Here is a 21,794-nt window from a genome sequence, read left to right as displayed (position 1 = left end):
TTGGAGCGGGAAACGAGTCTCGAACTCGCGACCTCAACCTTGGCAAGGTTGCGCTCTACCAACTGAGCTATTCCCGCGTTACTGCGTTTTCCGGCTGCCGCCGTACTCACGAAGGCGGCATATTATAGGGAGTTTTAGCCAATAGTCAATATCCGGCGGCAAAGACTTTCTTGGCTTTTGTTATTTATGCAGATTTTGCAACGCTTCGCCGAGCTGTTTTCCGCGTTCGGCTTATTTCAGCCATTCCTGCAACGCTGAAACGGGGATATCCCAACGCCAAATGCCTTGCTGCCCAAGCGGATTCAGGCCGCGTACAAACAGGTAGCGCACGTGTATGGCTTCGGGCAGTGCCTGGCGCTGTTTCAGGTAGCGTGCGGTGGCGATGGTGTAAATCAGCGCCTGCAGATAATAGTGGTGTTCGCTCACGGCGGCGCTCATGGCGGCTTGGCTGTAGTCGGCCAGGTGGTCGCCCAAGTGGTTGGTTTTGTAGTCGATAACGCACACGTTGCCTTGCCCGTCGGCGGCAATCAGGTCGATAAAGCCGTTGAGGAAGCCGTTTACGGTGTGGAAGTCGAGCTGGGGCAAGTGGCCGGTGGAATTTTCAGGTAGCCTAATGTCGGCGCGGGCAAACCAGCGGCGCAGGCGTTCTAGCCCGAAATCTTGCATATGCAGCACAAAGCCCATTTCTGCCAAACGGTTGTCGGCGGGAATGCCGGCCAGCCGCATCTCGCCGAGCAGCGGTGTTTGGCGCACGGCTTCTGTCATTTCCAGCACGACGGACATGGCTTGTTCGGCGTCGTAACCGTGTTGGGCGAGGATGGCGGCGTAGTTTTCGCTTTGTTCGGCGGGGGCCAGGGTGAATTCGGTTTGCTCGAGGATGCTGTGCAGGCAGATGCCAGGGCCGGTGCCGCGCGGGAAGGCGAGCAGGGCGGTTTCGGGTTCTTTGGGTTGGGGTTCGCCTTGTTTGTGCAGGCTACCTGAAAAAAGGTGGCTTTCGTTTTGCTCGTTTTGACTGTGCAGAAACTCGTTGCTTTGGCTTTCAGCCAGCCTTTCGGATTCGGTGTTTTCGTCGGCGAGGATTTTTTCAGGTAGCCACTCTTCGGTGGCGTTGCTGTGGCGGCTCAGGCCGGTGAAGCTGGTGTGGCGGATGGATTGCAGGGGGCGTTCGGGCAGTTCGAGGGCGCGGTAGCTGCCTTGCTGTGCGTCGCTGGCGCGGTAGTGGGCTTCGGGCGGCTCGTCTTCCAGCCATTGCAGCCAGCCGGGCGGGGCGCTTTGGATGCGGTGTTGCCAGGCTTGGCGCAGGGAATCGATACGGGCTTGGCCTTCCAGGTTTTTCCAGTGGCTGCGGACGGCGTGGCAGTCGCCTATGGCAGGGTCGGCGAGGAGGTAGGCGAAGGTGTTTTCGGGGGTGTTGTTGCAGGGGGCGGCGTAGATAACGAGCTGTTCACGGGCGCGGGTGAGGGCGACATATAGGATGCGCAGGTTCTCGCCGAGATCTTCGGCGAAGAGTTGCTGCTTGGCGGTATCGTCCAGTTGTGTTTTGGCGAGCAGTTGGCTGCGGCCGTTGTCTTGGCGGATGATGTTCCAGTCTTTAATCAATTTTTTATCGCTGGCATCCCACACGAAGGGGCAGAATACCAGCGGGTATTCCAAGCCCTTGGCGGCGTGCATGGTAACGATTTTGACCAGGTGTTCGTCGCTTTCCAGCCGCAGCTGGTGTTCTTGATTGTTGGTGTTGTCGGCTATTTGCGCGGCCAGCCATTGTGTGAGGGCGGCGGGGGAGCTTTGTTCGGCGGCGGCAAGGGCGAGGGCTTCGGCCAGCTGCCAGAAATTGGTGAAGCTGCGTTCGTTGCGGGTGGAGAGCAGGTGGGCTTCGAGGCCGCTTTGGCGGGCGAAACGGGTGAGGGCGGCGTAGATGCCGTGGCGCTGCCAGACTTCGGCGGCTTCGGCGGCACGGTTTATCCACTCGGCCAGCTGCTGCTCGCTGCCGTTGAGTGCGGCTAAGTCGTGGGCGGTGCGGTCGTAGAGTATGCCGCCGAGCACGAAGCGCAGGTGTTCGGTGTGCTGCGGGGCGAGCCAGAACAGCAGGAGGGCATGCATGGCTTCGGCTTCAGGCGTATCGAACACGGATTGCTGCTGCAACAATACGCTGCGCACGCCGCGGCGTTTGAGCGCGCGCGATACCATTTCCCCTTGGTTATGCTTGCGCACCAATACGGCGATTTGGCCGGGATGCAGCGGTTTGTGTTCCCCGCTGTCTTTGTCTTCAATCAAGAGGCTACCTGAAAATGCTTGGTTCAGTTTGGCGGCGATTTCGCGGGCGCAGTAGTCGGCGGAAAGCTCGCGCAGGTGGTCTTTGTTGGGCAGATTGCCGTTTGCGGCGGGGTTGAGCCAGCGCACGGCGATGGCAGCTTCGGGCGGCGGTTGCAGCAGGCTGTTTTCCCGTTTGGCCTGCACGTTTGGGTAGGCAATCTGTGGCAGCACGAAGGGCTGCGGGCGGGGGGCAAACAGGTGGCCGATGCCGTTTACCAGGCGGCTGTGGCTGCGGTAGTTGGTGGCGAGGGTGTAGCTTTGTTCGGGGGCGGTGTGGGCTGCGGCGGCGAGGTAGGCGTGGATGTCGGCGCCGCGGAAGCCGTAGATGGCTTGCTTGGGATCGCCCACGAGGAAGACGGGCACGCCTTGGCGGATGAAGGCAGTGTGGAAGATGGCGTATTGCAGGGGGTCGGTGTCTTGGAATTCGTCGATGAGGGCGACGCGCCATTTTGCGGCGAGGGTTTGGGCGAGGGCGGCGGCCTGCTCGGATCGCTCGGGGTTGGTGAGCGCGGCGTGGACGTCGAGCAGCAGGTCGTCGTAGTCGCGGCGGGTGCTGCGGCGTTTGTCTTCCTGCAAACGGGTTTTCAGGTAGCCTAGGCATTCGAGCTTGAGGCGGATGGCGGCTTGTTGTTTGGCAAGATCGAGTTTGCTCAGGCAGCGGCCGAGTTCGGCCAAGGGTTGGAGGGCGGCGATGTCGGCGTCGTCGAGACGGCAGTTTTTGTTAAGTTTGCTGCGCAAAAATTCGGTTTCAAAATAAAGTAAGTATTTAACTGTTTCTTTTTCTTTTTGTTTTGTGAACTCAGGCAAAGTTATTTTTTGTGCCAGTTGTTTAAGCTCTTCCAGCAGGCTATTAACTTTTTTATTAAAAGTTGATTTGTCTATTTGTGATAAGGCTCGGTCATATGCGGCTTCAATTTCATCAAAACTCTGGCATACTTTCTGCCAAGCAGTATTGTAACTTTTTAATACTTCTGGCAATTCGTTTTCAGGTAGCCTGTAATCCAGAAAGGGGCGTTTGAGGCTACCTGAAAATTCGGCGAGCACGGAAGCGGGGGTGAGCTTGAATTCAACGGCCAATTCGGCGTTTTGCGGGTGATCGGCCACGTGTTCGCGCCAGAAATCTTGGGCGGCCACGAGACGGGCGGCGGGGTCGGCAGGGCCGGTTTCCAGCTCAAATGGCACGCCGCACAAAAAGGCGTAGTCGCCGAGCACGCGCAGGCAAAAGCCGTGGATGGTATAGATGGCGGCGGTATCGAAGCCGGAAAGTGCGGCTTGCAATTGCAGGATGAGCGTGCCGCGTTCCTGTTTGGCCAGGGCTTCGGCAAGCAGGTTTTGCAGGAATTCGTCGGCACTCGGCTCTTCGCTTTGCAGGGCGGCCAGCGCTTCGCCGAGGCGGGCGCGCAGCCGGTTTTTCAGCTCGGCGGTGGCCGCTTCGGTAAAGGTGACCACGAGGATGTTTTCCGGCGCCCAGCCTTCGAGCACCACCAGCCGCGTAAACAAGGCGGCAATGCTGTAGGTTTTGCCGGTGCCGGCGGAGGCTTCGATGAGGTATGTTCCTTGAGGCGGCAGCGGCAGCTGTGTGACTTGAAAATCCTGCATCATTTGTATCTTCCTGTATTTGCGGTTGCCCGGCGTTGCGGTTTGGCGGTAATTTTTCAGGTAGCCTTTTCCGTGGCCGGCGTACCGGCGCTATTGTACGGGCTGGCGGGCAGTCTGTCTTGCCGCAAGTATGTGGCAGAGGCTACCTGAAAATGTGAAGTTCATGCCGATGTCGGGCAGGTTTCCAACCGGCTGCGTTTACGCGCAGACACCTGCGGATACGTATAGAAATGTAAAAAGCGGTGTATGCTCTATACCGTTGATTATCCTGACAGAAAATTTGCCTAACCATTAACATCGACACTTGGAAAGGCCATTGAGATTTGGGATAATGCCTATATAATAGTGTTACTGGATTTTTTGAGTTAAATCATAAAGTTGCTGAAAATATAAAGCTATTCAACATACTGAATGGCAAAGGCATTTTTAGCGAACTTTGATTTAAGCCAAACATTGCTCAAATATTTAGAGTTTATCCACCAAAACGGCACGGATAATGCTATCCTTGCTAGGTTGTAGATATAAGTTTTTTCACGTTGTTTCTTTACTAACTAATCAGGAGGTTCGATTATGGCTACATCAGTAGCAGAACGCCCGGCCGCATGGGAAGGTTTTGTTGGCGGTAACTGGGAAAACCACATTGATGTGCGTGATTTCATCCAGAAAAACTACACGCCCTATGAAGGCGACGGCAGCTTCTTGGCTCCCGCCACTGAAGCCACCACCAAGCTGTGGGCCGAAGTGATGGAAGGCATCAAGGTTGAAAACAAAACCCACGCCCCCTACAAAATCGACGCTCAAGTGGTATCCGGCATCACCAGCCACGGCCCCGGCTACATCGACAAAGATTTGGAAACCATCGTTGGCCTGCAAACCGACGAGCCGTTAAAACGCTCCATCATGCCCTTCGGCGGCCTGAAAATGGTGAAGGATTCCTGCAAGATTTACGGCGTGGAGCTGAATCCGGAAGTAGAAGAAATCTTCACCAAATACCGCAAAACCCACAACCAGGGCGTGTTTGATGTCTACACCCCCGATATCCGCCGCTGCCGCAAATCAGGCGTGCTCACTGGCCTGCCGGATGCCTACGGCCGCGGCCGCATCATCGGTGACTACCGCCGCGTGGCTCTCTACGGTATCGATCGCCTGATGGCCGATAAAACCGAGCAATATCATTCCCTGCAGCCCGATTTGGAAGCCGGCAAAAACTTGGAAGCAGTTATCCGCCTGCGCGAAGAAATCAACGAACAGCATATCGCACTGAAGCAGATGAAGGAAATGGCCGCTTCCTACGGCTACGACATCTCCGGCCCGGCCAAAAATGCGCAAGAAGCCATCCAATGGACTTATTTCGGCTATCTTGCCGCCGTGAAATCGCAAAACGGCGCCGCCATGAGCTTCGGCCGCGTGTCTTCCTTCTTGGATATCTACATCGAGCGCGACCTGAAAAACGGCGTGATCACCGAAACTCAGGCTCAGGAATTCATCGACCACTTGGTGATGAAGCTGCGCATGGTTCGCTTCCTGCGTACCCCCGAATACGACCAGCTCTTCTCCGGCGACCCGATTTGGGCCACCGAATCCATCGGCGGCATGGGCTTGGACGGCCGCACACTGGTAACCCGCACCAACTTCCGCGTGCTGCACACCTTGTACAACATGGGCCCGTCTCCCGAGCCGAACATCACCGTATTGTGGTCTGAAAAACTGCCGCAGGGCTTCAAAGAATTCTGCGCCAAAGTGTCCATCGATACTTCGTCTATCCAATACGAAAACGACGACCTGATGCGCCCCGACTTCAACAGCGACGACTACGCCATCGCATGCTGCGTGAGCCCGATGGTGGTCGGCAAGCACATGCAGTTCTTCGGTGCGCGCGCCAACTTGGCCAAAACCCTGCTGTACGCAATCAACGGCGGCGTGGACGAAAAATCCAAAGACCAGGTCGGCCCGAAAACCGAGCCGATTAAAGACGAAGTGCTCGACTACGATACCGTGTTCGAACGCATGGACAAATTCATGGATTGGCTGGCCACCCAGTATGTGACCGCGCTGAACTGCATCCACTACATGCACGACAAATACAGCTACGAAGCCGCCCTGATGGCGCTGCACGACCGCGACGTACGCCGCACCATGGCCTGCGGTATTGCCGGCCTGTCTGTGGCTGCCGACTCCCTGTCTGCCATCAAATACGCCAAAGTGAAACCGATCCGCGACGAAAACGGCATTGCCGTAGACTTCGAAATCGAAGGCGAATACCCGCAGTTCGGCAACAACGACGACCGTGTGGACAGCATCGCCTGCGACCTGGTAGAGCGCTTCATGAAGAAAGTGGCCACCCACCCGACCTACCGCAACGCCATCCCGACCCAGTCGGTGCTCACCATCACTTCCAACGTGGTGTACGGCAAGAAAACCGGTAACACTCCCGACGGCCGCCGCGCAGGCGCCCCGTTTGGCCCGGGTGCCAACCCGATGCACGGCCGCGATGTGAACGGTGCCGTGGCTTCGCTCACCTCCGTAGCCAAACTGCCGTTTGAGTTTGCCAAAGACGGTATTTCCTACACCTTCTCCATCATCCCCGGCGCGCTGGGCAAAGACGAAAGCTCACGCGAACGCAACCTGGCCGGCATGATGGACGGCTACTTCCACCACGAAGCCGGCGAAGTCGAAGGTGGCCAGCACTTGAACGTGAACGTGCTCAACCGCGAAATGCTGTTGGAAGCCATGGATCATCCGGAAAAATATCCGCAGCTCACCATCCGCGTGTCCGGCTATGCCGTGCGCTTCAACTCGCTCACCCGCGAGCAGCAGCAAGACGTGGTAACCCGCACCTTCACCAGCCACATGTAACCCGATGGCAAACGTGCTGAAGTGAAGAAAGAAAGTGCCGGAACAAGTTTCCGGCACTTTTATTTTCCCCGCCCGATATTTTTCAGGTAGCCTCTTGGCGCACCCATAGGCTACCTGAAAGCGCGAGCTTCAACGAAGTTAAAAATATCCGGCAATATCCGACTGGTTTTTCAGGCAATCCGCCCATAAATTAGCTATAATCGCAGCCCGCCTTACCCTGATTGTCAGGTAGCCTTTCCGCAGGCAAAAGAGGCTACCTGAAAAATAAAACCATAGCCCATCCCCACAACCCAAACCACCCCCAACGCCATGCCCACCATCCCCATCCAGCCCGTCCCCGCCGACCCCAACGACGAAGTCAATCCCAAGCTCTACAACGGCATCGGCTACGTGCATTCCATCGAAACCGGCGGCGCCGTAGACGGCCCCGGCATCCGCTTCGTCCTCTTCATGCAGGGCTGCCTCATGCGCTGCCTCTACTGCCACAACCGTGACACCTGGGACAGGCACACCGACAAAGAACAAAAGCTCACTGTGCCCGAAGTGATGAAGAAAGTCCTTTCCTATCAACATTATTTCCGCGCTACTGGCGGCGGCGTTACCGCCACCGGCGGCGAGCCCCTGCTGCAATACCCCTTCGTCCGCGACTGGTTCGTCGCCTGCCGCGAGCACAACATCCATACCTGCCTCGACACCAACGGCTACGCCCTGCACTACGACCGCATCCTCGAAGACCTGCTCGACCACACCAACCTCGTCATGCTCGATTTAAAGCAAATCGACCCCGAAATCCACAAAGTGCTCGTCGGCATCCCCAACACCAAAACCCTGCGCTTTGCCAAATACCTGGCCGAACGCAAGCAGCCCACCCGCGTGCGCTACGTCGTCGTACCCGGCTACACCGACGACGAACGTTCCGCCCACCTGCTCGGCGAATTCATTGCCGACATGGGCAACGTGGACACCGTGGAAATCCTGCCCTACCACGAGCTCGGCGCCTACAAGTGGGAGCTCTGCGGCGACGAATACAAGCTCAAGGGCGTACACCCCCCGCCCAAAGAAACCGTGTTGAAAATCAAAGAGATTTTAGAAGGCTATGGCAAGGAAATCATCCTGTAAGCCACCGTATCGCACAGCATAAAAGCTACCTGAAAACCCAATCAAAGTTTTCAGGTAGCCTTTTCCCCTCCTAGGCAGCCCGCCTCAATCCTGCTTTTCCGCAAATCCCAGTTGCGCCCAGCCGAACACCGCCAGCGCCGCCACAGCCAGAGCCGCGCCCACCCAGCCCAGCGCGCCCAACCCCCAATGCCGCATCACCACTCCGCCCAGCAGCGCCCCGCCGCCGATGCCCACATTATAGCTGCCCGAATAAATCGCATTGGCCACATCCGTCGCATCCCGCGCATAGCGCATCACGTGCGCAATCATACTCAGGCTCAGCACCGCAATGCCGATGCCCCACGCCAGCGCCAGCGCAAACATCGCCGCCTCGCTGCCGCCCAAAGGCCGCAGAAGCAGCAGCGACACCACCAGCAGCAAAGCTGAAAGCAGCAACGTGGGCTGCGGGTGTTTCGGGTAGAAACGCGCAAACAGCCAGCTCGCCGCCATGCCCGAGAGCCCGAACACCAGCAGCACCAGCGTGGCCGTGTCCGGCGGCATATGCGTTACCTCCAGCACATAAGGCTCGATATAGCTATACGCCGTGAAATGCGCGCTCACCGCCAGCACCGCCATCGCATACATCCCCAACAGGCGCGGGCGTTTCGCCAATAGCGGCAAGCTGGCGAGCGAGCCCGCATTGCGGCTTTCCAAGCGCGGCAGGATTCTCGCCAGCAGCACCATCACACCCAAAGCCAGCACGCCGATCAGCGCAAACGTGGCCCGCCAGCCCAGCCACTGCCCCACCAGCCGCCCCAGCGGCAAACCCAACACCGTGGCCATGGAAGTGCCCAGCGACAGCCAGCCCAAAGCCTGCTGCCGCCGCCCCATCGGCGCCACACGCATCACCAGCGAAGCCGTCATTGCCCAAAACAGCGCATGGGTTACCGCAATCAGCACGCGCGAAGCCAGCAGCACGGGAAAGCTCCACGCCAGCGCCGAGAGCGCATGCCCGGCCACAAACACCGCAAACAGCGCCAGCAACAGCCGCCTGCGCTCCGCCCGCGCCACCAACAGCATCAGCGGCAGCGAAGCGAGCGACACCACCCAGGCATACACCGTAATCATGATGCCCGTGTCGGAAGCCGACATACCGAAGCCCTGCCCGATATCGGTGAGCATGGCGATGGGGATAAATTCCGTGGTGCATACCACAAAAGCCGCCACCGAAAGCGCAAACACGCGCAGATAGGCGAGCAGGATGTGGGCGTGGGGGTGTTGTTTGAACATTTTAAACATGGGGAAAACGGGGAAAGTGAAGCAGGATTTTTAGCTTCACAGAAACTTCGCTGCGCTGCGTTTTCAGGTAGCCTCAAAGCGCAGTGATGAAACGGCAGGATGGATAACAGCAGATAACACGCCTGAGGCTACCTGAAAAAATAAAATACGGCGCAGTTTCTGCAAAGCGGCACAGTATCGGCAACAACTTTTCAGGTAGCCTCAATCGGCTTGGGAACGGGGTAATGTTCAATCAAGCAAACCTCGTCGGCACGGCAAGTTTCATATATCCATTGCTGCCAATTCTCCACCACCCACTGCCGGCTGATTCCTGCCGCACCAGCCAATTCCGCCTCTTGCGGCAACTTCACCAACACCAGCCCCGCCTTATGGCCGGTGGCAACCAGCAAGCCGAACCTTCTGCCGCCATCGGGAAATTCGGCCAACATCAAATCGACCCATTCTTCATGCGGATACGCACCAGGCAGGCGCAAAACCATCCCGCGCCTCAAATCACCATGATAATCAAGCAATTTTTGCATAATTACACAACCGCCTTGTGGAAATATTCAGATACACAGGCTACCTGAAAAACGGTGTTTCAACGAAACCATGGCCGTTGCAAAAATTACCGCAAACCATTTTTCAGGTAGCCTCAACTGGGGGCGCAGCCGGAATCAAGGGTTCAACACCCGCGCAATCAGCGCCTTATCCTTGCCCACCATATCGGGAATCTGCACTTGGATGCCGTTGCCGGGTGCCACTTCCGCCGCTTCGCCCCGGCGTTTCATGGCTTGCAGCACGATGGTTTGATTGCCCTGCGGGTGGATGATTTCCAGCGTGTCGCCCACGGCAAAGCGGTTTTTCACTTCCACCGTGGCCCAGCCTTCGGCGTCGATTGCGGTAACGTGGCCGACGTATTGGCTTTGTTTGGCGATGGAGTGGCCGGTGAGGTAGTTTTGGTAGTCTTGCGTTTGGTGGCGTTCCAAGAAACCGCTGGTGTAGCCGCGGTTGGCCAAGCCTTCCAGCTCGGCCAGCAGGCTGTAATCGAACGGCCGGCCTGCCGCGGCGTCATCGATGGCTTTGCGGTAGGCCTGGGCCACGCGGGCCACGTAATACACGGATTTGGTGCGCCCTTCCACTTTCAGGCTGTCCACGCCGATTTCGGCGAGCCTGGCCACTTGCTCGATGGCGCGCAAGTCTTTGGAATTCATGATGTAGGTGCCGTGCTCGTCTTCCATGATCGGCATCATTTCGCCAGGGCGGTTGGCTTCTTCAATCAGGAAGATTTTGTTGGCTTTGGGGTGGCGCACTTGGCCGTTGATGCCTTCGAAGGCGGCGTTGGCTTCTGCTTGGGCTTTATTGAAATCAAAGCCTTGCAGCAGGCGGGCGTCGCCCATTTCGTCGATTTCGGCATCGTGCACTTTGTAGTCCCAGCGGCAGGAGTTGGTGCAGGTGCCCTGGTTGGGGTCGCGGTGGTTGAAGTAGCCGGAGAGCAGGCAGCGGCCGGAATAGGCAATGCACAGTGCGCCGTGCACAAATACTTCCAGCTCGATATCGGGGCATTCTTGGCGGATTTCGGCAATTTCTTCCATGGAGAGTTCGCGCGACAAAATAATGCGCTCCACGCCGATGCGCTGCCAGAATTTCACGCCCCAGTAGTTGGTGGTGTTGGCCTGCACGGAGAGGTGCACGGGCATATCCGGCCAGCGTTCGCGCACCACCATGATCAGGCCCGGGTCGGCCATAATCAGCGCGTCGGGCTTCATCGCGATCAGCGGCTCCATATCGGCCACGAAGGTTTTGAGCTTGCTGTTGTGCGGCAGGGTGTTGACGGTGAGGTAGAACTTTTTGCCGCGCGCGTGGGCTTCGGCGATGCCGGCCTGCAATACGTCGAGCTTGGCGAATTCGTTGTTGCGGGCGCGCAGGGAGTAGCGCGGGCTGCCGGCGTAAACCGCGTCGGCACCGTAGTCGAAGGCGGTTTGCATACGCTCCGGGCCGCCGGCGGGGAGGAGGAGTTCGGGGGATTTCATGGTGTGCTTGGAATGGAACTTAAGGTTTGTTGGAACGGGTTGTGTGCTTCACAGGATTTTTCAGGTAGCCTCTTAAAGATTTTCAGGTAGCCTTTAAAGCAGGCTACCTGAAAACGATGTCTTGCGAAGCAAGGCTAAGTTTCTGCGAAGCTAAAACGATGTCTTGCAAAGCAAGGCGGAGTTTCTGCGAAGCTAAAACGATGTCTTGCGAAGCAAGGCGGAGTTTCTGCAAAGCTAGAAATATCGGCTTCCGCAGAAGCAGCAGTCGGGCGAATTATAACGCAAAACGGCGGCTAATCGGCTTCGGCGGTGTCGCGCTCGGGCGCGGCCTCCCAAATCTGCGAAGTGAAGAGCTGGGCGTCGTGCACATAGGGGTTGTTCTGATCCCACACATAGCCGGCAAACACGGCGCTGAGCATGCGGTCGGTTTCCGGCGTGCGCTGGCTGCTGAAAATCATGTCTTGCAGCGTGCCGGAATACCAAGCTTCCACATAGTGCCGGAACACGTTCACGCCGGACATCAGCGGGCGGGCGAATTCTTCCTGCCAGTTTACCTGTTGCCCGTTCAGCTGGCGGGCGAGCAGGTCGGCGGCGAGCTTGGCCGAATGGGTGGCGATGGTTACGCCGGAGGAAAACACCGGATCAAGGAATTCCGCCGCGTTGCCGAGCAGGGCGAAATGCCGGCCAAACAGCGATTTCACGCTGGCCGAATAGCCGGGCAGGTAGATGAAGGGGAAGTCGTTTTCCCACTGGGCGTTTTTCAAAATACGGCGCAACAGCGGCACTTCCATGGCGAATTTCTTCAAAATCACCGCCGAGCTTTCCAGCCCGAGTTTTTCAGGTAGCCCCACCACGCCGATGGAGGCGCGGCCGTTAGAGAAGGGAATCAGCCACAGCCACACGTCGCGGTGTTCGGGGTGCACGCACACCAAGTTTTTGTTGCGGTCGAAGGCCGGGTCGGTGATGTGGTCGTCGATGTGGGTGAAATGCACGTGGCGCAAGGGCAAATCAGAAGGGATGTCCCAACCGATCATGCGCGGCAGCACGCGGTGGTAGCCGCTGGCGTCCAGCACGAAGCGCGCGCCCAACACATAGGGATCGCCGCCTTCCTGCTGCACCACCAATTTGGCGAAATCGCCGTGGTTGTCGAAGGCCTTTACCGTGGCGCCGAATTGCACGGTCACGCCCTGCTTGATGGCCTCGTCAATCAGGATTTTGTCGAAACGCGCGCGCTCCACGTTAAAAGCGGTGGAAGGGCCGGGCGAGAATTTATCGGTAAACTTAAAGCTGGTGTTGCGCTCGCCCCACGAAAAGGCAAAACCGTTTTTATACTGAAAGCCGAAGCCGGCCTGCACCGCCGGCAGAAAGCCCGCTTCATGCAGCAGCTCCATGCAGTGCGGCAGCAGGCTCTCGCCGATCACAAAGCGCGGGAAATGCTGCTTTTCCACCACACACACATTGAATCCCCGCTTGTTCAACAAAGCGGACGCCACCGCCCCGGAAGGGCCGGCTCCGATAATCACGACGTCGTAATGCTGAATCATATTTTCCCTTTATATCCACTGATTTTTCCGCCACAGCCTGAGGAAACCCCGGCCGGCATTATTTATATTCTGCAGCGCCCCGCATCGCCACCCCGTCCAATCCGGCAGGCAGCCCGAACAGCGGCAGCACTGGTTTGATTATAAACGAATTGGACAAATTTTACCCGTTTTCCCCAAAACCAGCCACGGCCTGCAACAAACAGGCAAACAGGCTACCTGAAAAATCATTTCGGCTTCAGCCATGGAAACCAATGTTTTTCAGGTAGCCTGTTTTCAGTTTATGCCGCCCAAACCAGGCAAAACACGCTGCCCGGAAGCAGCATGTTTTGCATCAGCGCGTGGCTTCCACGCCCACGCCGATTTTGCCGTAGGGCGTGACGCTGCTGCTGCCGCTGTTCAAATCCATCGAGCCGCGCATGCCCACATGGCTGTCGCGGCTGCCGCCTACACCCACTCCGGCGCTCACGCCGCAGGCGCTTAATGCCGCTGCCGCGATGGCAGCCAGCAGGGCGTAACGTAATCTGTGTTTCATGATATTTCCTTTCCTTTTTTCCAACGATAAAACCGTTGCCGTTTTTCAGGTAGCCTTTCTGCCTCAACAGGCTACCTGAAAACTTCTCACTATTCCGCCGAGCCTTCTCGCTGCATGGCCTGCACCTCGCCTGCCTGCTCTGCAGCCGGTTTCTTTTTGCGCCGGCGGCGGCGTTTTTTGGCCGGGGCGTCGCCTTCGGCGGCGGGGCGCTGTTCGGCGCTTTGAATCATCTGTTTGCGCAGCTCTTCGTCGGCTTCCTGGAAAGACGTCCACCAGTCGGCCACGGCCTGATCGGCTTCGCCGGCTTGGGCGCGCAGCAGCAGGAAATCGTAGGCAGCGCGGAAGCGCGGCTGGGCCAGCAGGCGGAAGGGGCGGGCGCCGCGCCGGTGTTCGAACTGCGGCTGGAGCAGCCAGATTTCGCGCATCGAGGCGGCAAAACGCTGTGGCACGCCCCAGCCTTTTTCCATCCGGCCACGCATATCGCCCACGGCGGCACTGAGCGCGGGCATGGGCTTGAGCCCGCCTGCCTGCCCGCGCTGCCAGTTTTCGCGCACCTGAGGCCATAATACCGCCGCCAGCACAAAGCCCACCGACACGCCCAAATCTTCGCGCAGGCGCTTATCGGTACTGTGCAGCGCGAGGGCAACAATGCCGCGCCCGTTGTTTTCAGGTAGCCTTTCCAGCGCGCAAGTGAGTAGCGGGTGTACGGCGGCTCCGCCCATGCCCAGCGTTTGCATTTGCTTCAGGCAATCTACTGCGGCGCCGGAAAACAGCAGCTTCATCACTTCGTCAAACAATCGGGCGAGCGGCTCTTTGGGCAAAAGGTGCAGGCATTCGGCAATCGGCGCGGCGGTGTCGGGGGCTACCTGAAAACCGAGTTTGCCAGACAATCTGGCGGCTCGCAGCATGCGCACCGGGTCTTCCTGATAGCGCGAGCGGGCATCGCCGATCATCACCAGGCGCTTGGCGCGGATGTCGGCCACGCCGTGGTGAAAATCGGTGATTTCTTGGCGGGCGGGGTTGTAATAGAGGGCGTTGCAGGTGAAATCGCGGCGCGCGGCATCTTGCTCCATGCTGCCGTAGCTGTTGTCCTGCATGATGCGGCCGAGTTCGTTTTGCCGCGCGGGGCGCTTGCCGCCGCGAAAGGTGGTGACCTCGATCGTTTCCTGCCCCACCATCACGTGCACAATCTGAAAGCGCCGCCCGATGATGCGGCTGCGGCGGAATACTTTGCGCACCTGCTCGGGGCGGGCGTTGGTGGCCACGTCGAAATCTTTCGGCTCGATGCCCAGGAGCAGATCGCGCACGGCGCCGCCCACCACATAGGCCTCAAATCCGGCCTGGTGCAGCCGCGACACCACTTTCTCCGCCGCATAACTGATACCGTCAGGGCTGATGCCGTGTTCGGTCGGCGGCAGCACCTGCTTGAGTGAGGCGGCGGCCGGTTTGCCGGGCAGGATTTTGCGCAGCCATTTTGTGAGCATAAGGCGTGTTCCCTATTCTTGTTTTTCAGGTAGCCTGCAATGTGCGGCAGGCGCTGTGTTATACGGAAAACGCGAAGTATAACCTTTCGCCGCAACGGCTGCCAAACAAAGCGCTTTCCGCTATAATACGCCCGCGTTTTTACCGCCCGTTTCCCACCCTAATACCGCAACGGAACACACACCATGTACCACTACCAATCCGACGCCACCCAATTTCTAAACCGATACCTCGAAGAACACCCCGAAGAGCAGGCGCGCCGCCTCGAAAACCGCGGCCTGCTGTGGGACGTCGAGCTCAACCCCGAAGAGCAGGCCGACTTTGCCGCCGGCAAAATCGCCAAAAAACCCTACACCTATTATTCCTACTAAACCCCACTCCCGCGCCGCGCCATGACCGCAGCCACCGCCCACCTGCCACCCGAGCTTTCAGGCTACCTGAAAACCATCAACCCGCCCGAAGCAGAAGTTTTGCAACGCCTGCGGCAGGCCACCGAGCAGTACCGCATGGGCAAAATGCACCTCGCCGCCGAACAAGCCCAGCTGCTCGCCTTCCTCGTGCGGCTCATCGGCGCCAAACGCTGCCTCGAAATCGGCGTGTACACCGGCTACAGCAGCACCGCCGTCGCCCTCGCCCTGCCCGCAGACGGCACGATTACCGCCTGCGACATCAACCTTACCTACACCGGCCTCGCCCGCCAATTCTGGCGCGAAGCCGGCGTGGAACACAAAATCCAACTCCATCTCCAGCCCGCCCTCATCACGCTCAACCAACTCATCGAGCAAGGCCAAAGCGGCAGCTACGACTTCGCCCTTATCGACGCCGACAAACCCCCCACCGCCCACTACTACGAGCGCTGCCTCACCCTGCTGCGCCCCGGCGGCCTCATCGCCATCGACAACCTCCTGCTCGGCGGCCGCGTTTACCAAGCAACCAACGCCCCCGAGCCCGAATCCATAGCACGCATCCGCGCCTTCAACCAATCCCTGCAAACCGACCCCCGCGTAGCCGCCCTCACCCTGCCCCTGGGCGACGGCCTCACCCTGCTGCGCAAACGCCATCCCGAGGAAAGAGAATGCCCATGACCATGACCAAGCCTTTCCAAGATTTCGACTTATCCTCCGTATGGGAGCCAAACGGTTATGCCGACAAACATTATAAAGAAGCCCCGTTTACGCCAGAAACCCTAGCCGAAGTGGAAATGATATTAGGCTATAAGCTGCCACAAAGCTTTATCGCACTGATGGCGATACAAAACGGCGGCACATTCCGCAACAAATGCTATCCCACCACCCAACCCACCTCATGGTCGGATAACCATGTGGTGATTGAAGAAGTATCGGGTATCGGCTTAGGCAAGGCAGGCAGCCTTTGCGGTGAAATGGGGCAGAAACTGTGGCTGGGAGATTGGGGATACCCACCCATCGGCGTATATTTTGCCAACGATCCTACTGCCGGGCACGCCATGTTCGCGCTGGATTACCGACAATGCGGCAAAAACGGCGAGCCGGAGGTGGTTTTGGTAGAGCAGGAACGGGATTATGAAATCATCAAACTAGCGCCTGACTTTGAAACCTTTATCCGCCATTTGCAGCATGAAGACAACTTCTCAGACTAAATTTTCAGGTAGCCCTTATCCAACCTGTGCCTATCATCTATAAAGGAAACACCATGCGCCTGATTGCCCCCGCCGCCCTGCTCGGCCTCGCCGCCTGCACCGCCCTGCCTCCCGCCGGCCCGCTCCCTGCCGGCAGCCCGCCGCAGCGCATTGAAGCCGAGCTCAACGCCCACACCGAACAAATCGGCCAGCTGCAACGGCAAATCGCCGAGATGCGCCAACAAATCAGCGAGCTGCAACACCACCAGCCCCACCCACGCCCTGCCCGCCGCAGCACCAGCGCCCCCGCCGAGCCCAGCCCCGCCCCCGCCGAAAACCCGCAAGAGCAGGCCTACCGCCAAGCCCAGCAGCTCTACCGCAGCGGCTCCTACAGCCAAGCCCTGCACCAGCTGCGCTTTGCCGAGCGCAGCGGCAGCGGCGGCCAAACCGAGCAAAACGCCCTCTTCCTGCTCATGCAGAGCCACGAAAAACTGCGCAACTGCGAATCCGTCATCCTCACCGGCCAACGCTTCGCCACCCGCTTCGCCGCCAACCCCAAAGCCGCCGAAGCCCTCTACAGCGTAGGCAGCTGCCAATGGAGCATGCAGCAGCGCGACATCGCCCGCAACACCTGGCGCAAACTGATGCAAACCTACCCCAACAGCCCCGCTGCCCGCCGCGCCGGCCAACGTATCCAGAATAACCGTTGAGGCTACCTGAAAACTGCTTTTTGGAATGCATGTTTTTCAAATATCCCTTACCTGTGCACTATATTGAAATTCATCATCCGATTTTGAAAGAACCCGTTATGATTTCATTACTCCTAATTCTGCCAGCAATTTTAACCGGCGGATTGCTTGCCCTAGCGGGTGACGCACCAAACGGCTTACGTCTATTCGCACTCTCCCTGCCTGGTATATTTTTGATTGTTTATGCAGCACGTAAGCAAAAATTCTGGCTAACTGCTGCCGCATGGCTGTGGTGGATAATGTTTCTTGGCAGTAGTGCCGTCTTCTCAGCCAGTTGGTTTCTATTCGACAGCAGTATTGATGCTTATTTTATTATCCAAGCAGTCGCCAACACCACCTTCACCGAAAGCATTGAATTTATCCGTTTCCATTCTTTCGAATTGTGTATATGCGCGATACTACTTATTAGCGTGGTAACAGCTTATTTATTTATCATGCTGAAACTGATGCGTAAACGAGCCTTGCTCCCAGAACGCCTCACCACTCCTTGGAAACGAATTGCAAACAAATTATTCATTGCCTTAATCGTACTACTGTCGGTTGCCGCTTATGCCCTCAAGCCTAATAGGGTGAAATTTCCCGTTATTTTTTGGGCTAATTATTACGCAAAAATACAGGAATTCCGCCACAGCATAACCGAACATGCAAAATGGCATGAACAATGGCTGAAGCAGGCAGAACAACAAAATATTACCGTTCCAGATGGCAAACAAACCCATGTGTTAGTGATTTCCGAAAGTCTAACCAGTTTCGATGTAGGCATCTGCGGTTATCCGCGGCAAACTACTCCCAAGTTGCAGACACAATTAAACGAACTTACCGTATTTTGCAATGCCTACTCCCCTTATCCTTCAACAATCAGTGCCATGAAAGCTATGCTGACTGACGTACCGCCCGGCAATCCGGATGCCACCCCAACAGAAAGCCTGCTGGCTTACGCGAAAAAAGCAGGGTATAAAGTTTTTTGGATAAGTAATCAAGATGATTCCTACATTGCCTCACTATTTGGATCGTTTGCCGACCAATCCGTATATAACAACAAACGTTCGGGACGCAGCAGCTTTTCAAAAGACGAAGAACTGTTCCCCTACTACCGCGCAGCATTAGAAGACCCCGCAGAAAGAAAATTGATTATCCTGCACCTGATCGGTTCCCATCCGAACTACTCCGCGCGCTACCCCCAACAATACAATCACTTCCCACAACAGTCCGACTCTGCGGCCGAACAAAAAATAACCCAGGAGCTAGACCAGCACCATATCGGTTCTTGGGTGCGCAATCTACGTAATGAATACGACAACAGCGTCCTCTATCAGGACCATATCGCCACCTCACTGCTTGATATGCTAAAACAGTCACACAACTCAGGCTTCCGCTCGTTTACCTTCCTACCTGATCATGGTAACGAAGTGGGCCATCAAATTGACTATGCGGGGCACAGCCCAACTACGGAAGCAGGTTATAAAATCCCCGTTATCCTGTGGTATGACGGCATGAAACCGCAAGGGGCAATAAGGGATAAAGTTATTGATGCCTCCCTGCTGGATCAGTATATGTTACTGCGCATTGCCCCGCAGGCAGCAGAACGGTTAAAGATTACCGGCTGGGAAAATCCAGACTATCAATTTGTCCCGCCTGCCAATTGGCCCTACTGGCAATCGCATCACTCCAAATAACCACACCAGAAAAGGCTACCTGAAAATTTTAGCCCCCAGAAAACCGCTTTACTCGTTTGAGCTCCGCCGAAGCCGATATTTTCAGGTAGCCTCTTGCCCGCCGCACTGTTTACCCAAAATGAAAACCCTCCTCCTCACCATCCTGCTTGCCCCCGCCAGCCTGTCCGCCCAAGCTGCGGATTACTTCCTGCCCAACGCCGAATGCGACGGCTCAGCCAACATCCGCTCCGAGCCCAACACGCACAGCAGAATCCTTGCTGTGCTGAATTATGCGAGCCCGCAGCACAAAATCCTAGGCAGTCAGGGCAGGTGGTTCCGTATCCAACTGGACGGCAACCGCACGGGTTATGTCCACCAAAGCCAAGGCTTTATCGTGCAGAACTATATCGTCGCCAGCCCCGACGGCTCGGCCAACGTCCGCAGCATCGATCCATGGTATCCCGCCGGCCGCGCCCCGGTTATCAAAACCCTGCCCAACGGCACGCGCGTGCAAATCGTGCCAAGCTTGAGCAAAGGCAGTTGGCTGCTTTACGACAACCAAGGCGCATATACCGAAAAAGACGAATACGGCAACGATGCCGTCTTTCAAGGCTATATCCACAAAAGCCAATTGCGCCGCATAGATTAACCAGCCTGCCCAATATGGAAACCAACCATAAAGGCTACCTGAAAATTTTAGCCCCCCAGAAACTCGCTTTGCTCACTTTCAGGTAGCCTCAACCCTTCCCACCATCCACCTACAAAGGAATCCCCATGCTCCCCAAAATCCAACGCGCCCTCATCAGTCTTTCCGACAAAACCGGTGTCGTGCCCTTTGCCCAAGCCCTACACGATTTGGGCGTGGAAATCCTCTCCACCGGCGGCACGGCCAAACTGCTGGCCGATGTCGGCATTCCCGTGATTGAAGTGGCCGACTACACCGGTTTCCCCGAAATGCTCGACGGCCGCGTGAAAACGCTGCACCCCAAAATCCACGGCGGCATCCTCGGGCGGCGCGACCTGCCCGAACACACCGCCAAAATGGCCGAGCACGGCATCGGCAACATCGATTTGGTGTGCGTGAACCTCTACCCCTTCGCCGCCACCATCGCCAAGCCCGGCTGCACGCTGGAAGACGCGATTGAAAACATCGACATCGGCGGCCCCACCATGGTGCGCTCCGCCGCGAAAAACTGGAAACACGTCGCCATCGTTACCGATAACGGCGATTTTGACAGCATTATCAGCGAGTTGAAAATTTCAGGTAGCCTTTCCGACCAAACCCGCTTCAACCTGTCGCGCAAAGCGTTCAGCCACACCGCCCAATACGACGGCATGATTTCCAACTATCTGACTTCGATTTCGGACGAGGTATTGGACGGGCAGCCTGAAATCGGCGAATTTCCAAGCCAATTCAACCAAAGCTGGATTAAAGTGCAGGACATGCGCTACGGCGAAAACCCGCACCAGCGCGCCGCCTTCTACCGCGATATTTATCCCGCCGCGGGCAGCCTTGCCGCGTATCAACAGCTTCAAGGCAAAGAGCTGTCCTACAACAACATCGCCGATGCCGATGCCGCTTGGGAAGCCGTCAAATCCTTCGACGCGCCCGCCTGCGTCATCGTAAAACACGCCAATCCGTGCGGCGTCGCCGTTGCAGCCGATACATTGACCGCCTACAAACTCGCCTACGCGACCGACACCACCAGCGCGTTCGGCGGCATCATCGCCTTCAACCGCGAAGTGGACGGCGCAACCGTGAAACAGATTACCGACAACCAATTTATGGAAGTCCTGATGGCGCCGAAATTCACCGCCGAAGCCCTCGAAATCGCTGCCGCCAAGAAAAACGTGCGCGTTTTGGAAGTGCCGTTGGAAGCGGGCGCAAACCGTTTCGAACTCAAACGCGTCGGTGGCGGACTGTTGGTGCAGACGCCCGACATCCATAAAATCAGCCGCACCGATTTGAAAGTCGTCTCCAAACGCCAACCGACCGAGCAGGAATGGAACGATTTGCTGTTTGTCTGGAACGTCGCCAAATACGTCAAATCCAATGCCATCGTGTTCGGTAAAGGCGGACAGACCTACGGCATCGGCGCAGGCCAAATGAGCCGCGTGGACAGCACCCGCATCGCCGCACGCAAAGCGCAGGACGGCGGTTTCGACCTGAACGGCGCGTGTGCCGCCTCCGACGCCTTCTTCCCCTTCCGCGACGGCGTGGACGTGATTGCCGAACAGGGCATCAAAGCCATCATCCACCCCGCAGGTTCCATGCGCGACCAAGAAGTCTTCGACGCGGCGGACGAACACGGCATCGCGATGGTGGTAACCGGCGTGCGCCATTTCCGCCATTAAGGTTTGCCGCATAGCAAAAGGCTGCCTGAAAATTTAGCTTCGCAGAAACGCGCGGAGCTGGTTTTCAGGTAGCCTTACCTGTCTGATACGATGCAAAACCCTCTGCAACCCTTGCTCCTTCTAGGAGAAACATCATGCAAAAATCCATCTTGGCCGCCCTATTGGCCGCCTGCGCCGCCACCGCCGTGGCAGACGGCTTCCGCGCGCAAAAGCTGGCGCTGGTACGCAGCCTGTATGCGCCCTATCAAAACGGCAACGTCCTGCACGCGCACCCCGAGCGCCACTTTTCCGCCGACCTGAAAGCCGTGTATCGGGAAGACAAGCGGCACACGCCGCCGGGCGAAGTCGGCTGCATCGACTACGACCCGATTATCGCCGGGCAGGATTGGGACCGGGGCAGCCTGAACCGCACTTTGACCATCCGGCCGCTGGCCAACGGCCGCGTGGAAGCCCTGTTCCAGCAGTTTCCCGGCGATTTCTCGGCCACCCAAGTGCAATTCGTGCTGCAATGCCGCCCCAACGGCCGCTGCCTCATCGACGACATCTACACCGCCACACCGGGAAACCGCCCGGTTTCCTTCAAACGCAGCGTGCGCCGCTGTATTGCCAAAATGGCCGGGCAGCATTAAAAAGATAGCTTATTGCGTGTCAATAATCCTTTACGTTTCTTTACCGTATAGCCAAGCTGCCCCACATTGACAAA

Annotated in this window: 17 protein-coding genes and 1 tRNA gene; 10 read left to right on the top strand and 8 right to left on the bottom strand. The window is 57.4% G+C overall.

What is annotated here, in order from left to right:
* Nucleotide 1: 1 nt before the first annotated feature.
* Together H9Q10_RS11925 and recB are read right to left on the bottom strand one after the other, a co-directional pair.
* Nucleotides 2–77: transfer RNA gene (locus H9Q10_RS11925), tRNA-Gly, on the bottom strand.
* 154 nt (nucleotides 78–231) lie between these two features.
* Nucleotides 232–3,915: an exodeoxyribonuclease V subunit beta gene (recB, locus tag H9Q10_RS11920; protein WP_238480204.1), complete on the bottom strand. Its 3,684-nt coding sequence runs from the start codon at nucleotides 3,913–3,915 to the stop codon at nucleotides 232–234.
* 567 nt (nucleotides 3,916–4,482) lie between these two features.
* Between recB and pflB the strand changes: the two genes are divergently transcribed.
* Nucleotides 4,483–6,768 carry a formate C-acetyltransferase gene (gene pflB, locus H9Q10_RS11915; protein WP_197904203.1) on the top strand — a complete coding sequence of 762 codons (2,286 nt, stop codon included), beginning with the start codon at nucleotides 4,483–4,485 and terminating at the stop codon, nucleotides 6,766–6,768.
* Nucleotides 6,769–7,077: 309 nt separating this feature from the next.
* Nucleotides 7,078–7,887 (top strand): pyruvate formate-lyase-activating protein, encoded by an 810-nt coding sequence (pflA, locus tag H9Q10_RS11910; protein ID WP_197904202.1) that lies wholly within the window; start codon nucleotides 7,078–7,080, stop codon nucleotides 7,885–7,887.
* An 84-nt stretch (nucleotides 7,888–7,971) separates the two neighbouring features.
* On the opposite strand, the gene H9Q10_RS11905 is transcribed toward pflA, so the two are convergent.
* The 6 genes from H9Q10_RS11905 to pcnB form a co-directional block, all read right to left on the bottom strand.
* A complete protein-coding gene (locus H9Q10_RS11905) occupies nucleotides 7,972–9,156 on the bottom strand; it encodes a sugar transporter (protein ID WP_197904213.1) in 1,185 nt (394 codons plus the stop codon).
* A 200-nt stretch (nucleotides 9,157–9,356) separates the two neighbouring features.
* Nucleotides 9,357–9,686: an Imm45 family immunity protein gene (imm45, locus tag H9Q10_RS11900; protein WP_197904201.1), complete on the bottom strand. Its 330-nt coding sequence runs from the start codon at nucleotides 9,684–9,686 to the stop codon at nucleotides 9,357–9,359.
* A 135-nt stretch (nucleotides 9,687–9,821) separates the two neighbouring features.
* The gene (gene trhP, locus H9Q10_RS11895) at nucleotides 9,822–11,177 is read right to left on the bottom strand and encodes a prephenate-dependent tRNA uridine(34) hydroxylase TrhP (RefSeq protein WP_197904200.1); all 1,356 of its coding nucleotides are present in this window, start codon (nucleotides 11,175–11,177) and stop codon (nucleotides 9,822–9,824) included.
* Nucleotides 11,178–11,470: 293 nt separating this feature from the next.
* Nucleotides 11,471–12,721 carry an NAD(P)/FAD-dependent oxidoreductase gene (locus H9Q10_RS11890; protein WP_197904199.1) on the bottom strand — a complete coding sequence of 417 codons (1,251 nt, stop codon included), beginning with the start codon at nucleotides 12,719–12,721 and terminating at the stop codon, nucleotides 11,471–11,473.
* Between the two features lie 331 nt (nucleotides 12,722–13,052).
* Complete coding sequence (locus H9Q10_RS11885; RefSeq protein ID WP_197904198.1) at nucleotides 13,053–13,253, bottom strand: hypothetical protein; 201 nt, start codon at nucleotides 13,251–13,253, stop codon at nucleotides 13,053–13,055.
* 89 nt (nucleotides 13,254–13,342) lie between these two features.
* Nucleotides 13,343–14,737, bottom strand: coding sequence for a polynucleotide adenylyltransferase PcnB (pcnB, locus tag H9Q10_RS11880; RefSeq protein WP_197904197.1), 1,395 nt, complete (start codon nucleotides 14,735–14,737; stop codon nucleotides 13,343–13,345).
* Between the two features lie 183 nt (nucleotides 14,738–14,920).
* On the opposite strand from pcnB, the gene H9Q10_RS11875 reads away from it, so the two are divergent.
* The 8 genes from H9Q10_RS11875 to H9Q10_RS11840 all read left to right on the top strand — a co-directional run bounded on the left by H9Q10_RS11875 (nucleotide 14,921) and on the right by H9Q10_RS11840 (nucleotide 21,720).
* The gene (locus H9Q10_RS11875; RefSeq protein WP_197904196.1) at nucleotides 14,921–15,106 is read left to right on the top strand and encodes a DUF3460 family protein; all 186 of its coding nucleotides are present in this window, start codon (nucleotides 14,921–14,923) and stop codon (nucleotides 15,104–15,106) included.
* Nucleotides 15,107–15,127: 21 nt separating this feature from the next.
* Nucleotides 15,128–15,820 carry a class I SAM-dependent methyltransferase gene (locus H9Q10_RS11870; protein ID WP_197904195.1) on the top strand — a complete coding sequence of 231 codons (693 nt, stop codon included), beginning with the start codon at nucleotides 15,128–15,130 and terminating at the stop codon, nucleotides 15,818–15,820.
* A 2-nt stretch (nucleotides 15,821–15,822) separates the two neighbouring features.
* Nucleotides 15,823–16,353, top strand: coding sequence for an SMI1/KNR4 family protein (locus H9Q10_RS11865; RefSeq protein ID WP_197904212.1), 531 nt, complete (start codon nucleotides 15,823–15,825; stop codon nucleotides 16,351–16,353).
* Between the two features lie 53 nt (nucleotides 16,354–16,406).
* On the top strand, nucleotides 16,407–17,042 hold the full coding sequence (locus H9Q10_RS11860; protein ID WP_197904194.1) for a tetratricopeptide repeat protein: 636 nt from the start codon (nucleotides 16,407–16,409) through the stop codon (nucleotides 17,040–17,042).
* A gap of 98 nt (nucleotides 17,043–17,140) precedes the next feature.
* Nucleotides 17,141–18,757, top strand: a complete 1,617-nt coding sequence (locus H9Q10_RS11855; RefSeq protein ID WP_197904193.1) for a phosphoethanolamine transferase family protein — start codon at nucleotides 17,141–17,143, stop codon at nucleotides 18,755–18,757.
* A 118-nt stretch (nucleotides 18,758–18,875) separates the two neighbouring features.
* Complete coding sequence (locus H9Q10_RS11850; protein WP_197904192.1) at nucleotides 18,876–19,385, top strand: SH3 domain-containing protein; 510 nt, start codon at nucleotides 18,876–18,878, stop codon at nucleotides 19,383–19,385.
* Between the two features lie 125 nt (nucleotides 19,386–19,510).
* On the top strand, nucleotides 19,511–21,091 hold the full coding sequence (gene purH / locus H9Q10_RS11845) for a bifunctional phosphoribosylaminoimidazolecarboxamide formyltransferase/IMP cyclohydrolase (RefSeq protein ID WP_197904191.1): 1,581 nt from the start codon (nucleotides 19,511–19,513) through the stop codon (nucleotides 21,089–21,091).
* Nucleotides 21,092–21,225: 134 nt separating this feature from the next.
* Nucleotides 21,226–21,720, top strand: coding sequence for a YqhG/Tai3 family protein (locus H9Q10_RS11840; protein WP_197904190.1), 495 nt, complete (start codon nucleotides 21,226–21,228; stop codon nucleotides 21,718–21,720).
* Nucleotides 21,721–21,794: the final 74 nt, after the last annotated feature.

The organism is Eikenella glucosivorans, assembly GCF_016025525.2.
In the GTDB taxonomy this organism is placed as follows: domain Bacteria; phylum Pseudomonadota; class Gammaproteobacteria; order Burkholderiales; family Neisseriaceae; genus Eikenella; species Eikenella glucosivorans.
Note: the sequence above shows the minus strand (reverse complement) of the source record. Positions and strands in the feature narration are given on the sequence as shown.

Bases quoted from the DNA above. Each gene is read 5' to 3' on its own strand.
- recB (WP_238480204.1), bottom strand. From the start codon at position 3,915: ATGATGCAGGATTTTCAAGTCACACAGCTGCCGCTGCCGCCTCAAGGA.
- pflB (WP_197904203.1), top strand. From the start codon at position 4,483: ATGGCTACATCAGTAGCAGAACGCCCGGCCGCATGGGAAGGTTTTGTT.
- pflA (WP_197904202.1), top strand. From the start codon at position 7,078: ATGCCCACCATCCCCATCCAGCCCGTCCCCGCCGACCCCAACGACGAA.
- H9Q10_RS11905 (WP_197904213.1), bottom strand. From the start codon at position 9,156: ATGTTCAAACAACACCCCCACGCCCACATCCTGCTCGCCTATCTGCGC.
- imm45 (WP_197904201.1), bottom strand. From the start codon at position 9,686: ATGCAAAAATTGCTTGATTATCATGGTGATTTGAGGCGCGGGATGGTT.
- trhP (WP_197904200.1), bottom strand. From the start codon at position 11,177: ATGAAATCCCCCGAACTCCTCCTCCCCGCCGGCGGCCCGGAGCGTATG.
- H9Q10_RS11890 (WP_197904199.1), bottom strand. From the start codon at position 12,721: ATGATTCAGCATTACGACGTCGTGATTATCGGAGCCGGCCCTTCCGGG.
- H9Q10_RS11885 (WP_197904198.1), bottom strand. From the start codon at position 13,253: ATGAAACACAGATTACGTTACGCCCTGCTGGCTGCCATCGCGGCAGCG.
- pcnB (WP_197904197.1), bottom strand. From the start codon at position 14,737: ATGCTCACAAAATGGCTGCGCAAAATCCTGCCCGGCAAACCGGCCGCC.
- H9Q10_RS11875 (WP_197904196.1), top strand. From the start codon at position 14,921: ATGTACCACTACCAATCCGACGCCACCCAATTTCTAAACCGATACCTC.
- H9Q10_RS11870 (WP_197904195.1), top strand. From the start codon at position 15,128: ATGACCGCAGCCACCGCCCACCTGCCACCCGAGCTTTCAGGCTACCTG.
- H9Q10_RS11865 (WP_197904212.1), top strand. From the start codon at position 15,823: ATGACCAAGCCTTTCCAAGATTTCGACTTATCCTCCGTATGGGAGCCA.
- H9Q10_RS11860 (WP_197904194.1), top strand. From the start codon at position 16,407: ATGCGCCTGATTGCCCCCGCCGCCCTGCTCGGCCTCGCCGCCTGCACC.
- H9Q10_RS11855 (WP_197904193.1), top strand. From the start codon at position 17,141: ATGATTTCATTACTCCTAATTCTGCCAGCAATTTTAACCGGCGGATTG.
- H9Q10_RS11850 (WP_197904192.1), top strand. From the start codon at position 18,876: ATGAAAACCCTCCTCCTCACCATCCTGCTTGCCCCCGCCAGCCTGTCC.
- purH (WP_197904191.1), top strand. From the start codon at position 19,511: ATGCTCCCCAAAATCCAACGCGCCCTCATCAGTCTTTCCGACAAAACC.
- H9Q10_RS11840 (WP_197904190.1), top strand. From the start codon at position 21,226: ATGCAAAAATCCATCTTGGCCGCCCTATTGGCCGCCTGCGCCGCCACC.